This is a genomic window from Flavobacterium sp. (assembly GCF_013822155.1).
GTDB lineage: Bacteria > Bacteroidota > Bacteroidia > Flavobacteriales > Flavobacteriaceae > Flavobacterium.
Genome location: NZ_PNJW01000006.1, coordinates 65,665 through 88,044 on the forward strand (window position 1 = coordinate 65,665; position 22,380 = coordinate 88,044).

Sequence of the window (22,380 nt, forward strand, 5' to 3'; positions counted from 1 at the left end):
TTATTTATATTCCGGAATATACATTTTGCTTTCAATAAATGCTCTAATGTTTTCAGGTTTTGAAACCCCGGCTAAACCGGAATCAAATATATGTTCGGCAACCCTGACAGCAACGTTTATAGAAACTTTTAAAATATTATTCACTTGCGGATAAATTAAACCGTTTTCAAAATCTGCAGCAGTCACTTGTTCTGCTACTGCTTCAGACGCTGTTAACAACATATCATCCGTTACTCTTCTGGCTTCCGTGGCAAAAATAGCCATTCCCAAGGCAGGAAAAATAAATACATTGTTTCCTTGTCCGGGTGTATAGATTTTCCCTTCATAGTTTACAGGGGCAAACGGACTTCCACTAGCGAAAATAGCTTTTCCTTTACTCCAGGTATAGGCTTGCTCGGCCGTACATTCTGAATGCGAAGTGGGATTCGAATAAGGAAAAATAATCGGACGTTCATTCACCAAACTCATGTTTTCAATAACCTGCTGATTGAATGCTCCTCCAACGGTACTTACGCCAACAATAGCGGTGGGTTTAATTTTCAATACCGCTTCAGCAAAATCGGTACAAGCATCAAAATCATGGGCAAAAGCTAATTGATGGGGAGCCAAATCTGTTCTGCTTTTCACCAATAAACCATTCACGTCAAACATCCAAATTTGTTTATAGGCCTCCTCAGTTGTCAACCCGTCACGTTGAAATTTTTTGGCCAACATATCGGCAATTCCAAAAGCGGCAGCACCGGCTCCTAAAAATAAAAAACATTGGTCTTTAAACGATTTGTTCATTAATCGACTGATGGATATAAAACCGGCCGTTGCAATGGCTGCTGTACCTTGAATATCATCGTTGAAGGTACACGTTTTTTCGCGATAGGTTTCCAAAATACGAATAGCATCAACCCCGGTAAAATCTTCCCATTGGATACACGCTTTTGGAAAAACCTCATTCATGGCTTCAACAAAAGCAGCTACAAATGCATCAAATTCAGGACCTCTAATCCGTTTTCTACGTAAACCGGGATACAACGAATCATTTAAAAATTCTTCATTATTAGTGCCCACATCCAAAACAATCGGAAGGGTATATTCCGGAGGAACACCACCACAACTCGTATATAAAATCAATTTCCCGATAGGAATTCCCATGCCGTTTATACCTAAATCTCCTAATCCTAAAATCCTTCCTCCATCAGTTACAACAGTAAAACGAACATCTTCAACAGGCCAATTTCTAAGAATTTCTTTAATATGGTCTTTTTGATCAATTGAAATAAACAATCCTCTCGGACGTCTGATAATATGACCTAACCGCTGACATGCTTCGCCAACGGTTGGCGTATAAACAATGGGTAAAAATTTTGCCGGATCACTGGAAACTGCCTTAAAAAAAAGAGTTTCGTTTGTGTCTAACAATTGCATCAGGTAAACATATTGGTTGATGGGCTTTTCAAAATTGTCCAATTGCTCTTCCACACGTAAAATTTGAGTAGCAAGGGTTTCTATGGTATCCGGTAAAATTCCTTTCAATTTGAATTTTTCACGTTCTTCCAATGTAAAAGCAGTTCCTTTGTTAAAACGTGGATTTCGCAAAAGTGAATAACCAGTAATAGCTTCCATGAGGTTTTATTTTTTACTTTTTGAAATAGATTTACTCAATACAAAATCATTTTGAAAAATAATTTAATATTATCGTATAAAGTTAAGAATTCCATGTTAACCGAACAACTAATACTACCCTTTATAAAAGGAGTTTTTCTTTTTAATTCACTCTTTAACTACTTTCTTAAAAAAATAACTACAGTACATTTAATATTAAAATATAATTAAAAGAACTCATATAAAAAAAGCCCCAAAGAATTGGGGCTAGAATTAATATAAAATTGAAATAGCTAAGACAATGCTTTCTTTAAGGATTCAAAATTTAACTTTACTTGCTCTCCGGTTTGCAGGTTTTTGAGTCCAAATTCCATTCGCTCCAATTCCGATAGACCGGCAATAACGGCAAAAGGAATGCCGCGTTTATCTGCATATTGAAATTGTTTGGCAATTTTGGCGGCATCTGGATATAATTCCACCTTAATGCCGGCACGACGCAATTTGAAAATAGCTTCCATCGCATACAAACTTTCGTGGTTTCCGTAATTGATAAACAACGCTTTTGTAGTTGCCGAAACCGTGTCAGGAAATAAACCTAATTCCTCTAAAACCAAATAAATTCGGTCTAACCCAAAGGATATTCCTACCCCACTCATGTTTTTCAATCCAAAAATACCGGTCAAATCATCATACCGTCCACCTCCACCAATGGAACCCATCACAACTTGTGGAGCTACAACTTCAAAAATGGCTCCGGTGTAATAATTTAATCCTCTTGCCAAAGTAACATCCAAATCAATAAGGGCCGTTTGTAAACCTAATTTTTCTAGGGTCTCACAAATGAATCGCAATTCTTCCACTCCTTTCAATCCTTCGACTGAGGTGGCTAATAGCTGATTTAGTTTTTCTATTTTTTCGGCAACTGTTCCTGTAAACTGAAACAAAGGCTGTACTTTTTCAAGGGCAGTGGCAGAGATTCCTTTTTCAAGCATTTCTTTTTTCACGCCGTCCTCGCCTATCTTGTCTAATTTGTCTAAAGCAACAGTAAAATCAATTAATTTATCTTTCGCTCCAATTACTTCCGCAATTCCGGATAAAATTTTTCGGTTATTGATTTTAATCGTGGTTCCTCCCAATCCTAAATCAGTAAAAACGGCATCATACAATTGTACTAATTCCACTTCTTGCCACAACGAGGTAGAACCTACTACATCGGCATCGCATTGGTAAAACTCTCTGAATCGCCCTTTTTGAGGACGATCAGCACGCCATACGGGTTGAATTTGATACCGCTTAAACGGAAACTCAATTTCATTTTGGTGCTGCACGACATAACGGGCAAAAGGAACAGTTAGGTCGTAACGAAGGGCTTTTTCGGAGATATATGCTACCATATGCTTTCCTTTTAAAGAAATAAAAAAATCCGAAAAAATTGTTATCACAAGTTGTTCTATTTCTTCTTTTGTTTTATTAATAAAAACATTTACTTTATCATGTGTATCATAACAGTGTCGCTTAACTAAAAATAAGATGTCTTTAAAAGAAACAATTGTTAATTCATCTTCATTATTAAATAACTCTTTATTCAATCTAGCAACATATGTGTCATAATCATTTTCTATAGCTTGAATATGTTCAATAAACGACGGTCGATTCTTATCATTGCTAAGGTCAATATAAATTTTTTGATAATCATTAACCAGTTTATGAATAATCTGTAATAAAATTCTATTGAATTTTTCCAAATAATCCCCCGAATTCAAAATCTTAAAAATCAATCGATCACCTTCTTCCCCATATTTTCCCATCAACGTTTCTGAATTTTCAAAAGAAGGTGTTTCAATCGGTTGAAAACCAAACACCTCAAAATGATGCTTCATTTTCGAACTGATGTAGTTTCGTTTTGCGACCTCCGCCGGTGAAAAATCTCTGGTTCCTTTAGGAATACTTGGTTTTTGTGCCATTATTGCTTTTTAATTTAATTTTGAAAATGGTTTTGCAATTGATTTTTGATAGTGTCATTGACTTTTGTCATTGCAATTGATTTTTGCCATTGTCATTTCCTTGTGCAAATATCTTACTTTTTAAAGAAAATAAAGAAACCTTGTAACAATTATTGTAATTTCGTGTCAAATTAGACATATGGCTCGATTAGTTAAAGAAAACATCAAAATTGCACTGGGTTCTATTAAAACGCAGTTGCTTCGTACTATCCTGACAATTGTAATTATCGCAATAGGAATTACGGCGTTGGTAAGTATTTTAACTGTCGTATCGGCTCTTGAAAACACCTTGTCATCCAATTTTGCATCGATGGGAGCCAATACTTTTACCATACGACAATATGAACTGGAAGTGCGTGTGGGAAATGGTCGCAGACAAGAACGCGAAATTATCAACCCGATTATTTCCTATCCGGAAGCTAAAGCATTTCAAGAAAAATATAATTATCCTTTCACCCATGCTTCTTTGTCATTTACCGCTACTGCTGCTGCCGAAGTAAAATTTGAAAATAAAAAAACCGACCCTGAAATTACAGTAGTTGGTGTTGATGATTACTTTTTAACCAATTCAGGATTGGAATTAGCCGATGGTAGAAATTTTACCGGTTTCGATATTGAAAATAACAATTTTGTTTGTGTAGTGGGCTCCGATTTTGAAAATGGTCTTTTAAAAGATGTGAATCCTATTGATAAAATCATCTCTATTCGCGGAGCCAAATTTAAAGTCATTGGAATACTGAAAGAAAAAGGTTCAACCTTTGGTAATAGTCAGGATTTAAGGGTAATGATTCCAATTCAGGTAGCTCGTTCACTTTTTACACAACCCAATATTAATTATAACCTCAGTGTCTTAGTTGACAAAAAAGAACTACTTGAAGCTGCTATTGACAATGCTATCATCACGATGCGAAAAGTTCGAAAACAAAATCCGGTACAGGACAATAATTTTGGAATTGTTCGAAGTGACGAATTAATCAATCAAATTCTATCGCTAACTTCTGTTTTGGGAATTTCCGCATGGATAATTGGGGTAATCACCATATTTGGTTCTTCTATTGCTTTAATGAATATTATGCTGGTTTCCGTGACAGAACGAACCAGAGAAATTGGTGTACGAAAAGCGTTGGGAGCTAAAAAAAGTACGATTGCTTTTCAGTTTTTTACCGAAACAATTGTTATTGGCCAATTAGGTGGAATTCTTGGTATTATTTTAGGCATTTCAATTGGCTCCGCTTTTGCAGCCTTACTCGAATTTGATTTTATTATTCCATGGATGGCAATCATTGCCGCGGTGATTACGAGCTTTTTAGTAGCTGTGGTTTCCGGTTTATATCCGGCTATAAAAGCGGCAAAACTAGACCCGATTGAAGCATTACGGTACGAATAATAATTTTTCCTTTTTCTAAAAACTTTTTACCGCTCTGAGCATTCGGTCATTTCCGTAAATATCCTGTCGAAGTTCTATTTCTGTAAAACCATAAGAAGCTACCAATGCAACCATTTCAGTACCTAAATACTGATTGATTTCAAAAAACAATTGTCCGTTAGGTTGTAAATATACTTGAGCCAATTCAGCGATTTTTCGATAAAACAACAAAGCATCATTATCTGCAACAAATAATGCCAAATGGGGTTCAAATTGTAAAACGTTGGTATTTATTTCATTTTTTTCTAGCTCCCGAACATAAGGCGGATTAGAAACAATTATATCAAATTGCTGCTCCAACCTTGAGGTTGCTAAAATATCATTTTGTAGAAAAGTTATCTCAACTTGATTCATTGAAGCGTTTTTAGTGGCAACTTCTAAAGCTTTCTCCGAAACGTCCAAGGCAAAAACAGTTGCTTTTGGTAAATTTTTTTTCAATGTAATCGGAATACAACCGGTTCCTGTTCCAATATCCAATAGTGCAATTTCTGAACTAGTTGGGTTGGTTTCAAGAATCCATTGCACCAATTCTTCTGTTTCCGATCGCGGAATCAAAGTATGTTCATTTACCAGAAAAGTTAACCCATAAAAAGAGGTTTCTCCTAAAATGTATTGAATGGGTTTTTGCGTTTTCAGTTGGGTTAAAACAGAATCCCAATACTGTTCTTCTTCAACAGTGATTTCAAAATTTGGATTCAAAGCCAAGTCAACACGTTTCAATTGATGCCTCTTTTCTAGGGTTAAATAGAAAAACTGATCAATCTCCATCGTATCAAAAAAGGGCGATAGTTCGTTTTGAAAAAGGGATCTGTATTTTTTTACTTCCATTGAATATAATTACAAGTCTTTTAACATCCAAACCGGACACGATGTATGGCCGGTGCAACCCATAGGAGTATCGATATACTGAAAACCAAATTTTTTATACAATTTCTGAGCATCTTCCATATAGGGCATGGTTTCCAAATAACATTTTTCATACTTAAAAGAGATGGCGGCTTGCAAACACTTCTCCATCATTTGTGAACCTAATCCTAGCCCACGGGCTTCCGGTAAAAAATACATTTTTTGTAACTCACAAATAGTTTCTGCTTCATTTGCTAACTGACTCACACCGGCTCCTCCTATAATTTTTCCATTATGTTCTACAACAAAATAAGAACTTCGGGGGACATTGTACGTTTCAAACATGGAGTCTAAAGAAACATCTGCATAAGCCGTTCCTACTTTTGGAACATTATGTTCAAGTAAAACGGATCGGATAACTGCTGCTATAGCTTGGTTATCAGTGTAAAGTATTGGTCGAATGATTGTCATACAAATGGATAGCTATTTTAAAACTGTAAAAGTAAAACTATTTCAACTTTATTAGTCAAAAAGCGTAATTTTGTCTTACCATGAATCACGAAATTTACATCCAACGTTGCCTCGAATTAGCTCAAAATGGGTTGGGTTCTACCTATCCTAATCCAATGGTTGGAAGTGTAATTGTGCATCGGGGAAAGATAATTGGGGAAGGTTGGCATCAAAAAGCAGGAGAACCACATGCTGAAGTCAACGCTATAAATTCCGTAAAAAATAAATCACTGCTAACCAAATCAACTATCTATGTTAGCTTGGAACCATGCAGTCATTTTGGAAAAACCCCGCCTTGCAGTGACTTAATTATCCAACATAAAATACCAACAGTAATTGTCGGAACGCTTGACCCTAATGATAAAGTAGGCGGTAAAGGCATTGAAAAACTTCAAAAAGCAGGCATTAAAGTTAAAGTTGGTGTTTTAGAAAAAGAATGTCGGGAATTGAATAAACGTTTTTTTACTTTTCATACCAAAAAACGTCCGTATATCATTTTAAAATGGGCCGAAAGTACTGATGGTTTTCTTTCGCCAATACATAAGAATGAACAAAAACCGGTTTGGATTACCAATGTATATTCCCGACAATTGGTTCACAAATGGAGAACGGAAGAACAAGCTATACTGGTTGGAACCAAAACTGTTTTAGACGATAATCCCGAATTAAATGCCCGAGATTGGTTTGGAAAAAATCCAATTCGAATTATTTTAGACCGCTCCGGAAAAATTTCGGAGGAGTATGCCGTAAAAAAAGGAAGTCAAAAAACAATCATCTTAACAGAACAGGAAATTTTAACAAAAGATGAAAATTGTATTTATGAAAATCTTATCTTTGGAGAGCAACTTCCTGAAAAAATCAGTAATTTGCTTTATCAACACCAAATTGAATCAGTCATTATAGAAGGAGGACGTCAGACCTTACAATCTTTTATCGACGCTGATTTATGGGATGAAGCTCGCATTTTTAAAGGAAACAGCAAAGTACACCAAGGAACGAAAGCCCCAATCCTAAAAGGTGAAATTGTAGTAAAACAAAAAAGCATAAATGACGAACTTATAATCATTAAAAGCCATGATTAACACTATCATTTTTGATTTCGGAAACATATTCATTGATTTGGATAAAGCTGCTGTAGATAAAGCCTTTCGTGATTTAGGTTTAACCGAATGGCACGCTGATTTAGATGAATTAAATAAACGTTTTGAAGTGGGCAAAGCAACGGAATTGGAATTTATTCAAGGCTTTCAAAAACATTTACCAAACGCTTCTATTGAAGACATACGAAAGGCATGGAATGCAGTTTTGGGCGATTTTCCATTGAAAAGATTAGAATTCCTGCAAAGCTTAAAAGGTAAATACCGTATGTTTTTATTGACCAATACGGATATGATTCACATTGACCGTTTCGAACATAAAGAAGGCATGTCAATCACTCGGGATTTCTACAACTGTTTCGAAAAAGTATATTATTCCTATGAAATGGGAATTCGTAAACCGAATGTAGAAGTCTTTAAATTCCTATTGCATAAACATGAATTATCACCCAAACGAACTTTGTTTATTGACGATAGAAAAGAAAACACTGATGCAGCAGCTTCCTTAGGTATTCAAGTTTGGAATTTACAAGTTGGAGAAGAAGAGGTGACTGATTTATTCGCCAAAAAAATAATTAGCTTGTGATTTATATAGTTTTAAGTGTTCTTTTCAACGCCGTTCTTTTTGTAATTCTAAAACTGTTTTCTCGTTATAACATCAATACGCTCCAAGCTTTAGTAGTCAATTATTTTACTGCCTTTGTGATAGGATTAGTAGTTTCTGACCAATCGTTCAACTTATCCGAAATAGTTCACAAACCATGGTATCCGGGCAGTTTCATGTTGGGATTTTTGTTTATTTCCGTATTTTATGTCACAGCGGTTACTTCGCAACGAAACGGACTTTCAGTAGCCTCGGTGGCCTCAAAAATGTCTGTCATTATTCCAATTTCTTTTGGCGTTTGGCTTTTTGGCGAAGAATTGGGAATAGCCAAAATTTTAGGGATTATTTTAGCCTTAATTGCCGTTTATTTCACCGCTAAAAAGGAAGAAGGAGCTGTAGCAGATTCCAAAAATTTGATTTTCCCTATATTGGTTTTTTTTGGTGCCGGAGCAATTGATACTAGTCTGAAAGTATTACAGAATGACTATCTTCCGACTGAGGAAATTTCATTATTTTCTTCTCATACCTTTTTAATGGCTTTTACGATAGGTGTTTTTTTAATTGGAATCGCTATCATAAAAAACAACATGAAAATAACCGGTAAAAGTATTTTGGGAGGTATCGTGTTAGGTATACCCAATTATTTTTCACTCTACTACTTAATCAAAATGTTAGACAGTGAAGTATTTGAAAGTTCTACCATTTTCACCATTCACAATGTGGCAATCGTAATGGTTTCAACATTGGTTGGTATCGTATTTTTCAAAGAAAAAATATCGATTCGAAACGGAATTGGAATAGCATTGGCACTCACAGCTATCTTTTTAGTAACCAGTTAAAAAATAATGGCTGATTCAAAAGATACATATAAAACAATACTCACCCCTTCAGAAGAAGTCTTGTTCAAAGAAAAAAACAGTAAATTTTTTGGGTATGCATTTCCGGTTACTAATGAAGAAGAAGTGAAAATACAGTTAGAGCATCTAAAAAAACTACATTTTTCAGCAAGACATTGGTGCTATGCTTATCAATTGGGTACCGAAAAAATCAGCTTTAGGTCCAATGATGATGGAGAACCAAACAATAGTGCCGGAATGCCTATTTACGGTCAAATCCAGTCTTTTGAGGTAACTAATATATTGATAGTGGTTGTTCGTTATTTCGGGGGTGTAAAATTAGGAGTGGGCGGACTCATATCAGCTTACAAAACAACCGCTCAAATGGCTTTGGAAAATGCAGAAATCATCGAAAAAACCATTGACCTTTATTATACTATTGTTTTTGATTATAAAAACATGAACAAAATTATGCGAATCATCAAAGAAAAAAACTTGGAAATTGTCTCTCAAAAAATGGAATTGAATTGCGAAATCAAAATAGCCACTCGAAAAAAAAATGCCGAAACAATTTTCGACATTTTTTCTTCTCTTTTTGAAGTTTCCATAAAAAAGGAAAATTAATTTTCCAATAATTCCATGCTGTCAATAATCGTTTTTATATTCGACGGGGGCAACATGGGTTTGCCGGTTTTTAAGTCAACAAAGACCAAAATAAAATCGGCGGTTGTTAATAACTCCCCATTTTCACTTTGAATTTTACATTCAAATTCTATCTTCACGGAACTCTGTTTTTTGTATTTGGTAATGACTGTAAGTAAGTCATCATAACGTGCTGGTTTTTTGTAACTTATATTGATGTTAACAATAGGTAGAGCAACCCCGCTCTCTTCCATGCTTTTATAAGAAATCCCATGATTCCTTAGCCATTCCACCCTACCTATCTCAAAATAAGGCAAATAGTTACCATGATACACTACGCCCATTTGGTCAGTTTCCGAATAGCGAACACGGACTTGTAATTGATGTTCTTTCATACTTTTCTGTAATTTTTTTCTTAGTATATTTTTGAAGCCTTAAAACGTCTTTACAACAATTTTTCTATAAAATCAATAGCATTTTATTTTTTTTTAAGTTTTTTTGTTCACATATTTGTTATCCCAAAAGTTAATAAAGAAATGGCCTAATTTCTTTGTAAGATAACCTTTAGTAAACAATATTATTTTTAGAATTTATGAGCAAAACTGCGGAATCGGTATGGGAAAACTGTCTATCATTTATAAAAGACAATATTCAGGAGCAAGCTTACAAAACTTGGTTCGAACCTATTCGATCAGTGGAACTCACAGACAATGCTTTATACATTCAAGTACCCAGCAAATTTTTCTATGAATGGCTTGAAGAACACTATGTGAAATTACTCAAAGTGGCCTTAACCAAAGAACTTGGAAAAAATGCAAAGTTACTCTATAAAATCAAAATGGAAAACACTTATGGCAATAAACAACCGTTTACGGAACAACTGCCTAGTGCTCACCGTAGTCCGGTTAAACCACAAGATGTTGACGCTCCATTAAAAAACATTAGTCCTGAACTAAAAAATCCATTTGTGATTCCCGGTATCAGAAACCTGAAAATAGAATCACAGTTAAATGCAAATTACAGTTTTGATAATTTTCTGGAAGGAGATTCAAACCGTTTAGCTCGTTCTGCAGGGATGGCTGTGGCCAACAAACCCGGAGGAACTTCTTTTAATCCGCTTTTAATTTTTGGTGGTGTTGGTCTGGGAAAAACCCACTTGGCTCATGCTATCGGTGTTGAAATTAAAGACAAATACCCGGACAAAACAGTATTATATATTTCAGCAGAAGTTTTTACGCAACAATACATTGACTCTGTTAAGAAAAATACACGAAACGATTTTATACATTTTTATCAATTAATTGATGTATTAATTATTGATGATGTACAATTTCTTTCCGGAAAATCAGGAACTCAAGATGTGTTTTTCCATATTTTTAATTTCCTGCACCAAAATGGCAAACAGGTTATTTTAACCTCGGATAAAGCTCCTGTCGATATGCAGGACATTGAACAACGTTTATTGTCTCGTTTTAAATGGGGATTGTCTGCCGAATTACACCAACCGGATTATGAAACCCGTATTTCCATTCTGAAAAACATTTTATACCGTGACGGAGTAGAAATTCCGGAAGAAATCATTGAATATGTTGCACGAAATATCAAATCGAATGTAAGGGAATTAGAAGGAGCCATTATTTCATTGATTGCTCAATCTTCTTTCAATAAAAAAGAAGTAACATTAGATTTAGCAAAAAATGTCGTAGAGAAGTTTGTAAAAAATGTCAAACGCGAAATTTCTATCGATTACATTCAAAAAGTAGTGTCCGATTATTTCCAGTTAGATTTAGACACATTACAATCTAAAACCCGTAAACGACATGTCGTGCAAGCAAGACAGTTAGCCATGTTCTTTGCCAAGAAATTCACCAAAGCTTCCTTAGCAAACATAGGCTCGCAAATTGGCGACCGTGACCACGCTACCGTTTTACATGCTTGCAAAACAGTGGACAATTTAGTTACAACAGATAAGCAATTCAGAAAATTTGTGGATGATATTCATAAAAAACTTTCTTTATAAAAAATAGTTTCAGTATTCTTAGTACTTTTGAATGCTGAAATTTTTTAGTTTACTATTTTATGCCTGTAAAAATATTGATGGTTTGTTTGGGAAACATTTGTCGTTCGCCTTTAGCGGAAGGTATTTTAGCCTCCAAACTTCCAAAAGAAAAATTTTTTGTCGACTCTGCCGGAACTGGTCATTGGCACGTTGGAAATCCTCCTGACAAACGCTCTATCCTGACTGCCGAAAGAAATGGCATCAATATTTCCAACCAAAGGGGAAAACTGTTTAAACCTTCTTTCTTCAAAGAATACGACCACATTTATGTAATGGACACCTCTAACTATGCTGATGTTATCAGTATGGCTCCCAATGATGAAGCAAAACAAAAAGTGATGTTAATCCTTGATGAACTTTTTCCGGGTGAAAATGTGGATGTGCCGGATCCTTACCACGGAATCCAAAGTAATTTTGACCAGGTTTTCGAAATGTTGGATGAAGCGTGTGATACCATTGCAACCAAAATGTTGGAAAAATATTCCGAAGAATGAAACCTATCTCCTTCATAGGAAAATTATATTTGATACCCACTACCTTAGGTGACGTGTCACCCGATGATGTGTTGCCACAAACGGTAAAAAGAGCCATTGATTTCATCAACGATTATGTCGTTGAAAACGAAAAAACAGCTCGGAAATTTATAAAATCAATCAATGCTGAAAAAGTTCAAGCTAATTTAAGACTTCATGTCCTGAATAAATTTACGGAAGCAACCGAATACAACGAAATGCTTAAGCCTTGTTCAGAAGGTCGCAACGTAGGCTTAATGAGTGAAGCAGGTTGCCCCGGCGTTGCCGATCCGGGTGCCGTGATTGTAAAACTTGCTCATGAAAAAGGTATTCAAGTGGTTCCGTTAGTGGGCCCCTCCTCTATTCTGTTGGCTTTAATGGGTTCCGGCATGAATGGACAGAGTTTTGCTTTCAATGGTTATCTACCCATCGATAAAAGCGAAAAAAAATCAGCTTTAAAAAACTTAGAACGCCTTTCGATGGAAAAAAATCAAGCACAGATTTTTATCGAAACTCCCTATCGTAATAACAAATTATTGGAAGATATTTTGCAATCGCTACAAAGTTCTACTCGGCTTTGTGTTGCAACGGACATTACCTTGCCAACCGAATACATAAAAACCCTGACAATAAACGATTGGAAAAAAACAAAGGTCGATTTACACAACCGACCGACTATCTTTATTATTCAGAAATCTTAATTTTTTTTTTACATTTTTAACTTAAAAAATAAAATCATCTAATTTCAGATTATTCGACTTTGGAAGATTATTCGACTAAAAATAAAAAATATTCGAGTATAGAAGATTTTTTTACTTTTTTATAAAAATATTCTATTATAAAAAATTATTTTGTATTTTTGAATAAATTTTCAAGTATGGAAGATGATTTTGAAAGCTTAAAAAAATATAATTTTTGGGATGGAAACATACCGCAATTGGGATTTGAAAGAGAAACGTACACCAACTCAATACTTGAATACACAGGAAATAAACTTATAAAAGTCTTAGTTGGACAACGTAGAGTTGGAAAAAGTTATTTATTGCGTCAACTCGCCAATAAACTAATAAAGCAAGGAATTAATGCTCAAAACATTTTTTATTTAAACAAAGAATTTACAGATTTTGATTCTATTTCAAATTACAAAGACGTAGAAAAATTGATTGCAATCTATAAATCTACTATACAACCAATTGGCAAAATTTATTTATTTATTGATGAAATTCAAAATATTGAAGGATGGGAACATTTTGCGAATTCTTTTTCTCAAAATTACGTGGATGAACATGAGCTTTTTATTAGTGGTTCTAATTCAAAAATGCTATCAGGAGAATTAGCAACACTTCTTTCCGGTAGATATGTAACATTTGAGATATTTCCATTTAGCTTCAATGAATTTGCTCATGCAACAGGAAAAGAACCTAATAAATTGACGTATATTGAATATATGGAAAGTGGAGGTTTACCGGAACTTTTCATTTTACCAAATAATCAAACAAAACGAAATTATATTTCTGCTATAAAAGACTCTGTTTTATTACGTGACATCATACAACGTTACAGCATTAAAGACCCAAAATTATTAGAAGATATATTTGTGTATTTGGTTAATAATGCCTCAAATCTAGTCTCTATAAATAATATTGTCAACTTTTTTAAAAGTAACAATCGAAAAACCACCTATGATACGGTTTCCAATTACATAGAATATATTGTAGATACATTTCTTGTTCATAAAGTTGAACGCTACGATATTAAAGGGAAAGATATTGTTTTGGGTAATTGCAAATATTACATTAATGACTTAGCATTTAAAAATTATTTATATCAAGGCTTCAGTTATGGAATAGGCTATAAACTTGAAAATTTGGTATATTTAGAAATTCTCAGGTCAGGATTTGATGTATTTACTGGAGCTTTAAAAAATAGAGAAATTGATTTTATTGCTAAAAAAGGTAACCGTGTCATCTATTTTCAGGTGACATATATACTCGAAAACGAAAGCACAATCAAACGAGAATATACTCCTTTGCAAAATATTTTGGATAATTACGAAAAAGTAGTGATTTCATTAGATGATATTGTATTTCCATCAAATGAAGGAATTTTACATGTTCAAGCTTGGAAATTGGCAGATTTTTTAAAACAATAAGAACCTCGCCCTTAGTAAGTTTAGATTTAAAATAAAAATAACAAATTCATATAAAAACTAGAACTCAAAAAAGTTAAAAAAAAACAAAGGTCGATTTACACAACCGACCGACTATCTTTATTATTCAAAAATCGTAGTAATTACTTAACTTTAGCTTTCCCATTGGCAACAATATGCGAGGTGTCATATCCGCCAAATTGTTTGATGTAACTTTTCAAGGAAGTCCCGTAACCATCTTTTAAAGCTCGTTTACCATTGCTTTTCAAAAACTTTTTAACCGAACCGGAACCACCTAAATGGGCGGCCGCTAACAATCCCGATTCTGTGATTATTACACCATTAATGGTTTTGCCTTTATACTTTTCAATTTCATTTTTCAAAACATGTTTATTGATTGCTAAAAGTGCTTTAAATGCTTTTTCTTGTAAATGAGGTGAATTCATAAAAGCAGCACTGTCGGTAATACCTAAGGTACGAAGCGTCCCAACACCAAACTGGTATTTGCCCATATAACCTAATGTATTCACTAAATTATATCGACCTTGTGATTCTTTAAAACTGAGAGCTTGCTTAAATCCGGTAAAAGTTTTTCCGGTTTGTGGAATGTTTAAATTTACATATTGTAATTCCTCTTGGGTAGGAACAGTATAATTCAATCCTTCTACTGCGTGATCTACATAAAACCAATTCATTTTTTCTACTTCGAAAGGTTTAAAACCTGAACTGATTATGGCCACTATAAGGGCAATACAAGAATAAAAATACCATTTTTTCGACATACCAATTTGTTTCTCAAGTGCTGTCACCGGCTTGAATTTCACGGGGCAAATATACAACTTTTTATTATAAAATTGACAATCAGCGAGTTAAAATTTCCTAAAAGTAGAATAGGTAAAATCTAGTGCCTCCTGAGGCATTGATTTCAAACGTTGGAGCCGGAATCTTAACCGAATTGAAAACAGAAAAAAGGGTGCTTAAAAAAGGGGATTTCGTTTTAATTTTAGACAAATCTACATCTAAACTCAGGTAAAATTGGCGATACCTTTCGTCATTTTCAACAGGTATTGCCGTTATCATTCCCTCTGCTCCATAACCTAAAGCAACATTTAACCAGGAAGGTAGTGGTGATTGTTTTAAAAAAGAATGCAAATTGACAGATAACCAATACGTTTGCCCGTTATAATCTTTCAAAATTTGCTCACTTAATGAACTGCCTAACACGTCCGGTCTTTGATCAGCATAAGCGGTAGTATGAAACGAAAACTTTGGAATGATTCGTTGCTCATTCCACAACAAGGATTGCGAAACATAAAGTGCCGTTCCGGTAGCATTGGCTGCCACATCGCCCCAGGAAAATCCCCATTCAGACGAATAACCGTCAAATACCTCAACCGCCGTTAAAAACACAAATCCATAGCCTGCACCGTATAGTAATTGATTTTTTTTTGAAACACCGGACCATGCTAACATTTCTGCACTGAATCGCCCAAGTTGATAAGCCGAATAAACATGACCCAATTTATCCATCTGCAACCAATTGGTATTGTCATTCGCATAATGAAAATCAGATTTTGGATAATCTGCATACCAAAGCTCATGTAAACCTACCAATGCCGTAGCAGTTAATACTGATTCTGTAATAATAACCGTATTTCTCCGAGAGATATGTAACGTATCGGAAGGGGTGAAAAAAGTATCAAACCCTGATTGCGAAAAAACAATGTTCGAAAAGAACACAGCAAAAAGGAATACAACTATGCTGAATTTTACTTTCAAATTACTGTGGAGCAGTTTGATTTGTCAACCAAGCAATGTACTTTCGGGCATTTACATTATGTTGTTCCAATGTAGTCGCAAATTCATGATAACCAAAATTAGTTACACTGGCACAGAAATAGAGAAAATCATGTTGCTCCGGATTCAATACGGCTTCCACCGCATTCACATCAGGCATAAAAATAGGTCCGGGAGGCAATCCTCCATATTTATAAGTATTATAAGGGGAATCCGTAATTAAATGTTTATTAACCACTCGTTTAATCACTTGCGTGAAATCATTTGTCTCTTTTTTATAGGCATAAATTACCGTAGGATCGGCTTGTAAAAGCATTCCTTTTTTTAACCGATTCAAATAAACTTGTGCTACTCGGGGACGTTCGCTAACCTTTGCGGTTTCTTTTTGAACAATGGAAGCTAAAATAGAAACCTCTATCGGGGTAAGTACTTGAAGTGCTGCCTTCGCTTTTCGCTCCTCATTCCAAAAACGATAGTACTCTTTGGTAAATTGATTTCTTAGCTTTTCCGTGGAAGTATTCCAATAAAATTCATACGTATTGGGCAGAAAAAGTGTAAAAACAGTTTCTTCGGTAAAGCCGTTTTCCTTCAAAAAGGCAGGCTCTTTAAACAAATTCAAGACTTCCAAACTATCCAGTTCCAACTGTGAACCCAATCGTCCGGCAAAATCTTCCAATCGTTCTTGGTTATTAAAAGTCACTTTCACCGGAAGATTTAAACGCAAAGCAGTAATAATCTTGTTATTATTCATGCCTTGGGTTATTTCAAATTTTCCTGCTTTGATATTATTTGAGTAGGACCTTCTTTCTGCTAAAGAAACGAACGTACCCATGTCTTTTATATAGGGCGAAAGTATAGTTTGAACTTCTTCAAACGTAGCATCAGTAGGAATATAAACAGCAACTTTCGCTTCTGAAAATTGGGTGTTGGGTGTAAAAATAATTTGGTAAACCTTAAAACCAAAATAGGCCACAACAACTAGAACAGCCAACGAAATATAAAGAATTATTTTTTTGAGTTTCATAAGTAATAAAAATAGTATAATTGCAAAATTATCGAATTAATTGGTAAAGTGCTTCATCTGAAAAAATGCCATGATTGAAATTCCAATCTTTTTTGATTCCCACACAGTGAAATCCAAAAGTAGTAAAAAGAGAAATACTGGCTTGATTAGTGGTCGCAATAGTGGCAAACAATTGATGTACAAATAAATGCTCAAAAGCATAGTGAATAAGCAATTCTAATGCCTGATGTCCGTAACCTTGGTGCCTGTTCTCAGGGTTTTGTATCAAAATGCCAATCCCAGCCCGTTGATTTTTAGGATCGTAATCGTACAAATCGATTAAGCCAATAGCTTCAAAGGAATCGTTTTTACAAATGGCTAATCGCAACTGCTTCGCTTCATAAATATCTTGATGAGCATTGTCTAAATATTGCCGAATTAAAAATTTGCTGTAAGGTGTTTGTGTCTGACTGATTTCCCAAACCGAGGTATCATTTTCTAACGCATAGACAAATTCCAAATCTTCCGGTTCTAATGCTCGTAAATAAATATGTTGTCCTTGAAGTGCATTCATTTTTATAGGGTTGCTAAGTCAATTTCTCCTCTAAATACAAACGTAGCCGGTCCGGTTAAAAACACATGAGTGTAATTTCTATCCTCTTTTTCAAAACGTACCTGAAGTGAGCCTCCTTCTACCAATAAAGAAATGTCGTTGGAAGTCGTTTTGCCAATCACATTCATCGCAATGGCAACTGCGGTTACGCCGGTTCCACAAGACAAGGTTTCATCTTCTACCCCTCGCTCATAGGTGCGAACAGCAAAAAGCGTTTCAGATAAAGGTTCTACAAAATTTACATTACTTCCGGCTTGTCTATACAAATCACTGTACCGAATTTGGCTTCCAAGTTCTTTCACGGGAACCGATTTTACATCATCGACTAAAGTAACATGATGTGGCGAACCGGTATTCATAAAAACGTAATCGGAGGCTACTTGAATGGTTGTAACATCTTTCATCTTTAACGAAACTAAACCAGCGGTTGTAAATTTTGCATAATGCTCCCCATCAACCGCTATAAATGTGGTTTCTTGTTGAATAATTCCCAATTGTTCAGCAAATGCAACAATGCATCTTCCGCCATTCCCACACATTGAACTTTCGTTTCCGTCTGAATTATAATAAACCATACGAAAATCTGTATTTTCATCATTCTCCAGTAAAATCAAACCATCGGCTCCTATTCCAAAACGGCGGTCACACAACTTTTCGATAAGATCAGTCTGCTTTTTTGGAAAATTCTCCAAACGGTTATCTACCATGATAAAATCATTTCCCGTCCCTTGGTATTTGAAAAATTGAATCTTCATTTTTATTTTTGTGTCTCACAAAAGTACAATTATTTTAAAGAAAAGTTAAAGATTGTTAAGGTTCGTTAAACCTATTTCAAAAAAACAATAAATCGTATAATTTTACATTAGTATAATTAATAATAGATGTAAACAATGAAAAATGTAACCAATTTATTTTTAGTATCCTTATTTAGTGGCATTACGACAATAGGGGCTTACAAATTATTTATCGAAGATGCAACTGCTTCAAAAAACATCATTACTACAGCAAATGCTTTATCTGCCAAAACTGTCGGGCTTTCTCCTGAAACAATTGATTTTACTCAAGCTGCCGAAACAGCATTACACCAAGTTGTCCACGTTAAAAATGTATCCTATCGTACCGTTTCTAATCCGATCATGGAATTCATGTATGGCTACAAAGGAGGACAACAACAACAGCAAATTGGAACAGGTTCAGGGGTAATTATTTCTGAAGATGGCTATATCGTCACGAATAACCACGTGATTAATGAAGCCCAGGATATTGAAATCACCCTAAACAATAAAAAAACATACAAAGCCAAATTAATTGGAACAGATTCAAAAATGGACATTGCTTTATTAAAAGTAGATGCCGAAGAAAAATTACCCTATGCAGTCTTCGCCGACTCTGATCAAGTGAAAGTGGGTGAATGGGTATTAGCGGTTGGAAATCCATATAACCTCAATTCAACAGTAACAGCCGGAATCGTTTCGGCAAAAGCCAGAAATTTAGACACCGGTGGAATTCAATCTTTTATTCAAACTGATGCGGTGGTAAATCCCGGAAACAGCGGAGGGGCATTGGTAAACACACAGGGTGAACTAATCGGAATTAATACAATGATTTCATCTAATACCGGGAGTTACGTGGGCTACTCGTTTGCCGTGCCTTCTAACATAACCCGGAAAATCATTGAAGACATCATGGAATTTGGAAATGTTCAACGCGGTATTTTAGGTATTGAAGGATATGAATTAAACGGAAATGCTTCAAAAGAATTAAACCTTTCAGAAACACAAGGTTTTTATGTAAATAAGGTAACGAAAAATTCGGGAGCGGAAAAAGCAGGAATAAAAACGGGAGATGTAATAACTAAATTGGACAGTCAAAACATAACCTCCTTTGCTGAACTTTCAGGCTACGTAAATACAAAACGACCAAATGATGAAATTAAAGTAGCGGTCAATCGTGAGGGAAAATCTCTGATTATACCGGTAAAATTAACCAAAAAAGAACTCATTAACTACGAATTTTATGGGTTGGAAATAGAAGATTTAGACGCTGCTGACAAAAAACAATTCGGCATTAAAGGCGGTGTAAAAATTAAAAACATTACAAATGAAAAACTGGTTCCTTACAGTGAAGAATTAAAAGGAAGCATCATTTTAAGCATAGATGGCATAAAAGCAACTGATGTGGAAAGCATCTCCAGAAATTTGGGCAGTAAATCTGAAAAACAAGGAGTACGGGTAGAACTGATGCTTAAAAATGGACAAGTAATGAGAATCATAATATAAGTTGTATAGTTAGTTTGGGGTAAATCCTGCAAAGTCTACGGTTGGACTTTGCAGGATTTTTTATTTTTAAAAAAATCGAAAAAAAGTTTACGAAAACGTTTGAAATCTATACTTTTGCACCAAAATCAAACAACACTAACTAAATTAAACGCATGAAAAGTAATAAATCTTTATACGAAAAAGAACTTTCGTTTCAAGCAGACCGTCGTAGAGCCGGAGTTGAGTTTATCAAAATCATCAGTGATTTATGGTATGACAAATCCATCGAAGTGGTTTTGTTCCGAAACCAATTAATCGACAAAAATGTATCTGAAATTCTAAATCTTCATGAATATGCCGGTGAATTTGTAGGTAAACCAATTTCTATTTTTGATTCAGTAGAAATTGCTAGGGAAATGTTGTCATTAGACTTACCACCATCCAAACTGGATATTGGAAAATTAACATTCGAATATCATTTAGAAGATGATAAATACCATAACACCAAATCATTTGTAATAGATAAATTACGCAAAGCCAAAGATGTTGACAGCATTAAACCAAAGGATGTAGTATTATATGGTTTTGGTAGAATCGGACGATTATTAGCCCGGGAATTAATGTCCAAAACCGGAAAAGGAAACCAATTACGCTTGCGTGCCATTGTAACCCGTGATAAAAATGATGCGACGATTTTAGAAAAAAGAGCTTCTTTATTAAGGTATGACTCAGTGCATGGCGATTTTCAAGGTTCTGTGAGTGCCGACGTTGAAAATAATGCATTAATTATCAACGGCACAACCGTACACATCATTACGGCCAATGGTCCGGAAGAAATAGACTATACAAAATATGGTATTAAAGATGCTTTAGTCATTGACAACACTGGTGCTTTTACCAATGAAGAAGCCTTAAAAAGACATCTAGTTTCAAAAGGAGTCTCCAAAGTTCTATTGACAGCTCCCGGAAAAGGAGTTCCAAATATTGTATATGGTGTAAACCATAACGACCACAATCCGGATAAAATAGATATTTTTTCAGCAGCTTCCTGCACAACAAATGCCATTACACCTATTTTGAAAGCGGTGGAGGATACGTTGGGAGTTGTAAAAGGTCATTTAGAAACGATACATGCTTATACCAATGACCAAAATTTGGTGGATAATATGCATAAAAAATACCGTAGAGGTCGTGCTGCCGCATTAAACATGGTTATCACCGAAACCGGAGCAGGAAGTGCAGTGGCAAAAGCTTTACCTTCACTGGCCGGAAAACTAACATCGAATGCAATACGGGTGCCGGTTCCAAATGGTTCACTAGTCGTATTGAATTTAGAAGTGGGCAAGGAAACTTCAATCGCTGAAGTTAACGAAATAATGAAAAAATATGCCTTGGAAGGGGAATTAGTGGAACAAATTAAATATTCTTTGAGCAACGAATTAGTTTCTTCAGACATTGTGGGCACCAATGCACCTTCTATTTACGATAGTAACGCTACTATTGTATCCGGCGACGGGAAAAATATTGTGCTTTATGTGTGGTACGACAACGAGTTTGGTTACAGCCATCAAGTAATTCGATTAGCTAAATACATTGCTAAAGTAAGACGTTATACATACTATTAATAGTTAATAATCATAATATTATCATCCGTTTTATGTTTCATAAAACGGATTTTTTTATCTTTAGATTCTAATTATAGCATGATGAACTATTTTTATTTATGTTTTTTGTTGATTTTACCCTGTTCGGGAATTTGTCAAATACAACCGACTCCAAAATCATATCATAAAATTAAATTTTTATACCAAAAAAAATCAACCCTACGATTGGATGAAAAAGGATTATATGCTGACACCCTTCAACTGAAAAAAATGTTTCAGGATGTTGAATTTGAAAAAATAAAGCTCTCCGAAGAAAATAATAATACGGTGGTTGGCTTTGTTCCAATAGAAAAATTGAATGGGATTCATAAAAACGAAATTTTGAATCATCTTTCTGCCAATAATTGCCTGATTTATGGAACGGTCTACCCCAAAAAAGACCTGATTGATTTTACTGTCGATTATAATTCCCCGGAAACTGCTTTGGCTTATTATTTATTCGGAAAAACACAAACTCAATTCAGCCATACATATTCGTTTACTTATTTGGAAAAAAATGGACGGCTGGAAATTAATTCTTCAGGAACGAAGCAAGCGGTACCAATAACTAAAAATCAATTGACCTGGATAAACAAAGACCAACTGACTGGAACATTTCCTGTAACCGAAAAACCTAATACCAAAAAAAATCAGTTAATTCAAATAGAGAAAAATTTACCCCGTTGGATTTCGCCAATTCCTTTTTTTGAAAATGTTCAAATGGGCATAAAATCAATTTATGATCTAGAATATGAGTACCAACTGATTACTGTTTCGTATGAATAA

The 22,380-nt window shown here is 34.8% G+C and carries 22 protein-coding genes; 12 read left to right on the forward strand and 10 right to left on the reverse strand.

Annotation, left to right across the window (positions count from 1 at the left end; genetic code table 11):
* Both C0512_RS02965 and hisS read right to left on the reverse strand, forming a co-directional pair.
* Nucleotides 1–1,617: an NAD-dependent malic enzyme gene (locus C0512_RS02965; protein ID WP_290858751.1), complete on the reverse strand. Its 1,617-nt coding sequence runs from the start codon at nt 1,615–1,617 to the stop codon at nt 1–3.
* Nucleotides 1,618–1,889: 272 nt separating this feature from the next.
* Entirely contained in the window at nt 1,890–3,560 is a 1,671-nt protein-coding gene (hisS, locus tag C0512_RS02970) for a histidine--tRNA ligase (protein ID WP_290858752.1), read from the reverse strand.
* A gap of 178 nt (nt 3,561–3,738) precedes the next feature.
* Here hisS and C0512_RS02975 point away from each other — a divergent pair, with 178 nt between their 5' ends.
* Nucleotides 3,739–4,986, forward strand: a complete 1,248-nt coding sequence (locus tag C0512_RS02975) for an ABC transporter permease (protein WP_290858755.1) — start codon at nt 3,739–3,741, stop codon at nt 4,984–4,986.
* Nucleotides 4,987–5,001: 15 nt separating this feature from the next.
* Here C0512_RS02975 and prmC read toward each other — a convergent pair whose 3' ends face one another.
* Together prmC and C0512_RS02985 are read right to left on the reverse strand one after the other, a co-directional pair.
* Nucleotides 5,002–5,853 (reverse strand): peptide chain release factor N(5)-glutamine methyltransferase, encoded by an 852-nt coding sequence (gene prmC, locus C0512_RS02980; protein ID WP_290858756.1) that lies wholly within the window; start codon nt 5,851–5,853, stop codon nt 5,002–5,004.
* Between the two features lie 9 nt (nt 5,854–5,862).
* Complete coding sequence (locus C0512_RS02985; protein WP_290858757.1) at nt 5,863–6,342, reverse strand: GNAT family N-acetyltransferase; 480 nt, start codon at nt 6,340–6,342, stop codon at nt 5,863–5,865.
* 80 nt (nt 6,343–6,422) lie between these two features.
* On the opposite strand from C0512_RS02985, the gene ribD reads away from it, so the two are divergent.
* From ribD to C0512_RS03005, 4 genes are read left to right on the forward strand one after another with little or no spacing between them, the layout of a single operon-like run.
* Nucleotides 6,423–7,463 (forward strand): bifunctional diaminohydroxyphosphoribosylaminopyrimidine deaminase/5-amino-6-(5-phosphoribosylamino)uracil reductase RibD, encoded by a 1,041-nt coding sequence (ribD, locus tag C0512_RS02990; RefSeq protein WP_290858759.1) that lies wholly within the window; start codon nt 6,423–6,425, stop codon nt 7,461–7,463.
* Nucleotides 7,456–8,064 carry an HAD family phosphatase gene (locus C0512_RS02995; protein WP_290858760.1) on the forward strand — a complete coding sequence of 203 codons (609 nt, stop codon included), beginning with the start codon at nt 7,456–7,458 and terminating at the stop codon, nt 8,062–8,064. Before ribD ends, C0512_RS02995 begins: the two co-directional genes overlap by 8 nt.
* Nucleotides 8,061–8,921 carry a DMT family transporter gene (locus C0512_RS03000; RefSeq protein ID WP_290858761.1) on the forward strand — a complete coding sequence of 287 codons (861 nt, stop codon included), beginning with the start codon at nt 8,061–8,063 and terminating at the stop codon, nt 8,919–8,921. The genes C0512_RS02995 and C0512_RS03000 overlap by 4 nt, the downstream gene beginning before the upstream one ends.
* Before the next feature lie 6 nt (nt 8,922–8,927).
* Nucleotides 8,928–9,542 (forward strand): YigZ family protein, encoded by a 615-nt coding sequence (locus C0512_RS03005; protein WP_290858762.1) that lies wholly within the window; start codon nt 8,928–8,930, stop codon nt 9,540–9,542.
* Here C0512_RS03005 and C0512_RS03010 read toward each other — a convergent pair.
* Nucleotides 9,539–9,955 (reverse strand): thioesterase family protein, encoded by a 417-nt coding sequence (locus tag C0512_RS03010; RefSeq protein WP_290858763.1) that lies wholly within the window; start codon nt 9,953–9,955, stop codon nt 9,539–9,541. The two genes, C0512_RS03005 and C0512_RS03010, sit on opposite strands and share 4 nt — an antisense overlap.
* 197 nt (nt 9,956–10,152) lie before the next feature.
* Between C0512_RS03010 and dnaA the strand changes: the two genes are divergently transcribed.
* The 4 genes from dnaA to C0512_RS03030 all read left to right on the forward strand — a co-directional run bounded on the left by dnaA (nt 10,153) and on the right by C0512_RS03030 (nt 14,283).
* The gene (dnaA, locus tag C0512_RS03015; RefSeq protein ID WP_290858764.1) at nt 10,153–11,580 is read left to right on the forward strand and encodes a chromosomal replication initiator protein DnaA; all 1,428 of its coding nucleotides are present in this window, start codon (nt 10,153–10,155) and stop codon (nt 11,578–11,580) included.
* A gap of 59 nt (nt 11,581–11,639) precedes the next feature.
* Complete coding sequence (locus C0512_RS03020; protein WP_290858765.1) at nt 11,640–12,113, forward strand: low molecular weight protein-tyrosine-phosphatase; 474 nt, start codon at nt 11,640–11,642, stop codon at nt 12,111–12,113.
* A complete protein-coding gene (locus C0512_RS03025) occupies nt 12,110–12,832 on the forward strand; it encodes an SAM-dependent methyltransferase (protein ID WP_290858767.1) in 723 nt (240 codons plus the stop codon). The genes C0512_RS03020 and C0512_RS03025 overlap by 4 nt, the downstream gene beginning before the upstream one ends.
* A gap of 158 nt (nt 12,833–12,990) precedes the next feature.
* Nucleotides 12,991–14,283, forward strand: a complete 1,293-nt coding sequence (locus C0512_RS03030; protein WP_290858769.1) for an ATP-binding protein — start codon at nt 12,991–12,993, stop codon at nt 14,281–14,283.
* 140 nt (nt 14,284–14,423) lie between these two features.
* Here C0512_RS03030 and C0512_RS03035 read toward each other — a convergent pair whose 3' ends face one another.
* The 5 genes from C0512_RS03035 to dapF form a co-directional block, all read right to left on the reverse strand.
* Complete coding sequence (locus C0512_RS03035) at nt 14,424–15,089, reverse strand: peptidoglycan-binding protein LysM (RefSeq protein WP_367160404.1); 666 nt, start codon at nt 15,087–15,089, stop codon at nt 14,424–14,426.
* A 70-nt stretch (nt 15,090–15,159) separates the two neighbouring features.
* Nucleotides 15,160–16,059: a DUF2279 domain-containing protein gene (locus tag C0512_RS03040; RefSeq protein WP_290858771.1), complete on the reverse strand. Its 900-nt coding sequence runs from the start codon at nt 16,057–16,059 to the stop codon at nt 15,160–15,162.
* A 1-nt stretch (nt 16,060) separates the two neighbouring features.
* The gene (mltG, locus tag C0512_RS03045) at nt 16,061–17,101 is read right to left on the reverse strand and encodes an endolytic transglycosylase MltG (protein WP_290858773.1); all 1,041 of its coding nucleotides are present in this window, start codon (nt 17,099–17,101) and stop codon (nt 16,061–16,063) included.
* 28 nt (nt 17,102–17,129) lie between these two features.
* Nucleotides 17,130–17,654, reverse strand: coding sequence for a GNAT family N-acetyltransferase (locus C0512_RS03050; RefSeq protein WP_290858775.1), 525 nt, complete (start codon nt 17,652–17,654; stop codon nt 17,130–17,132).
* Between the two features lie 2 nt (nt 17,655–17,656).
* Nucleotides 17,657–18,448, reverse strand: coding sequence for a diaminopimelate epimerase (gene dapF, locus C0512_RS03055; protein WP_290858777.1), 792 nt, complete (start codon nt 18,446–18,448; stop codon nt 17,657–17,659).
* A gap of 135 nt (nt 18,449–18,583) precedes the next feature.
* On the opposite strand from dapF, the gene C0512_RS03060 reads away from it, so the two are divergent.
* From C0512_RS03060 to C0512_RS03070, 3 genes are all read left to right on the forward strand, one after another.
* Nucleotides 18,584–19,972, forward strand: coding sequence for a trypsin-like peptidase domain-containing protein (locus C0512_RS03060; protein WP_290858778.1), 1,389 nt, complete (start codon nt 18,584–18,586; stop codon nt 19,970–19,972).
* A 152-nt stretch (nt 19,973–20,124) separates the two neighbouring features.
* Entirely contained in the window at nt 20,125–21,576 is a 1,452-nt protein-coding gene (locus tag C0512_RS03065) for a glyceraldehyde-3-phosphate dehydrogenase (RefSeq protein WP_290858780.1), read from the forward strand.
* 81 nt (nt 21,577–21,657) lie between these two features.
* Nucleotides 21,658–22,380 carry a hypothetical protein gene (locus tag C0512_RS03070; RefSeq protein WP_290858781.1) on the forward strand — a complete coding sequence of 241 codons (723 nt, stop codon included), beginning with the start codon at nt 21,658–21,660 and terminating at the stop codon, nt 22,378–22,380.

Excerpts from the sequence above, each read along its gene's own strand:
- C0512_RS03050 (WP_290858775.1), bottom strand. The coding sequence starts at position 17,654 with ATGAATGCACTTCAAGGACAACATATTTATTTACGAGCATTAGAACCG.
- C0512_RS03025 (WP_290858767.1), top strand. The coding sequence starts at position 12,110 with ATGAAACCTATCTCCTTCATAGGAAAATTATATTTGATACCCACTACC.
- C0512_RS02975 (WP_290858755.1), top strand. The coding sequence starts at position 3,739 with ATGGCTCGATTAGTTAAAGAAAACATCAAAATTGCACTGGGTTCTATT.
- hisS (WP_290858752.1), bottom strand. The coding sequence starts at position 3,560 with ATGGCACAAAAACCAAGTATTCCTAAAGGAACCAGAGATTTTTCACCG.
- C0512_RS03005 (WP_290858762.1), top strand. The coding sequence starts at position 8,928 with ATGGCTGATTCAAAAGATACATATAAAACAATACTCACCCCTTCAGAA.
- mltG (WP_290858773.1), bottom strand. The coding sequence starts at position 17,101 with ATGAAACTCAAAAAAATAATTCTTTATATTTCGTTGGCTGTTCTAGTT.
- C0512_RS02995 (WP_290858760.1), top strand. The coding sequence starts at position 7,456 with ATGATTAACACTATCATTTTTGATTTCGGAAACATATTCATTGATTTG.
- dnaA (WP_290858764.1), top strand. The coding sequence starts at position 10,153 with ATGAGCAAAACTGCGGAATCGGTATGGGAAAACTGTCTATCATTTATA.
- C0512_RS03010 (WP_290858763.1), bottom strand. The coding sequence starts at position 9,955 with ATGAAAGAACATCAATTACAAGTCCGTGTTCGCTATTCGGAAACTGAC.
- C0512_RS03020 (WP_290858765.1), top strand. The coding sequence starts at position 11,640 with ATGCCTGTAAAAATATTGATGGTTTGTTTGGGAAACATTTGTCGTTCG.
- prmC (WP_290858756.1), bottom strand. The coding sequence starts at position 5,853 with ATGGAAGTAAAAAAATACAGATCCCTTTTTCAAAACGAACTATCGCCC.
- C0512_RS02985 (WP_290858757.1), bottom strand. The coding sequence starts at position 6,342 with ATGACAATCATTCGACCAATACTTTACACTGATAACCAAGCTATAGCA.
- dapF (WP_290858777.1), bottom strand. The coding sequence starts at position 18,448 with ATGAAGATTCAATTTTTCAAATACCAAGGGACGGGAAATGATTTTATC.
- ribD (WP_290858759.1), top strand. The coding sequence starts at position 6,423 with ATGAATCACGAAATTTACATCCAACGTTGCCTCGAATTAGCTCAAAAT.
- C0512_RS03060 (WP_290858778.1), top strand. The coding sequence starts at position 18,584 with ATGAAAAATGTAACCAATTTATTTTTAGTATCCTTATTTAGTGGCATT.
- C0512_RS02965 (WP_290858751.1), bottom strand. The coding sequence starts at position 1,617 with ATGGAAGCTATTACTGGTTATTCACTTTTGCGAAATCCACGTTTTAAC.
- C0512_RS03065 (WP_290858780.1), top strand. The coding sequence starts at position 20,125 with ATGAAAAGTAATAAATCTTTATACGAAAAAGAACTTTCGTTTCAAGCA.
- C0512_RS03070 (WP_290858781.1), top strand. The coding sequence starts at position 21,658 with ATGAACTATTTTTATTTATGTTTTTTGTTGATTTTACCCTGTTCGGGA.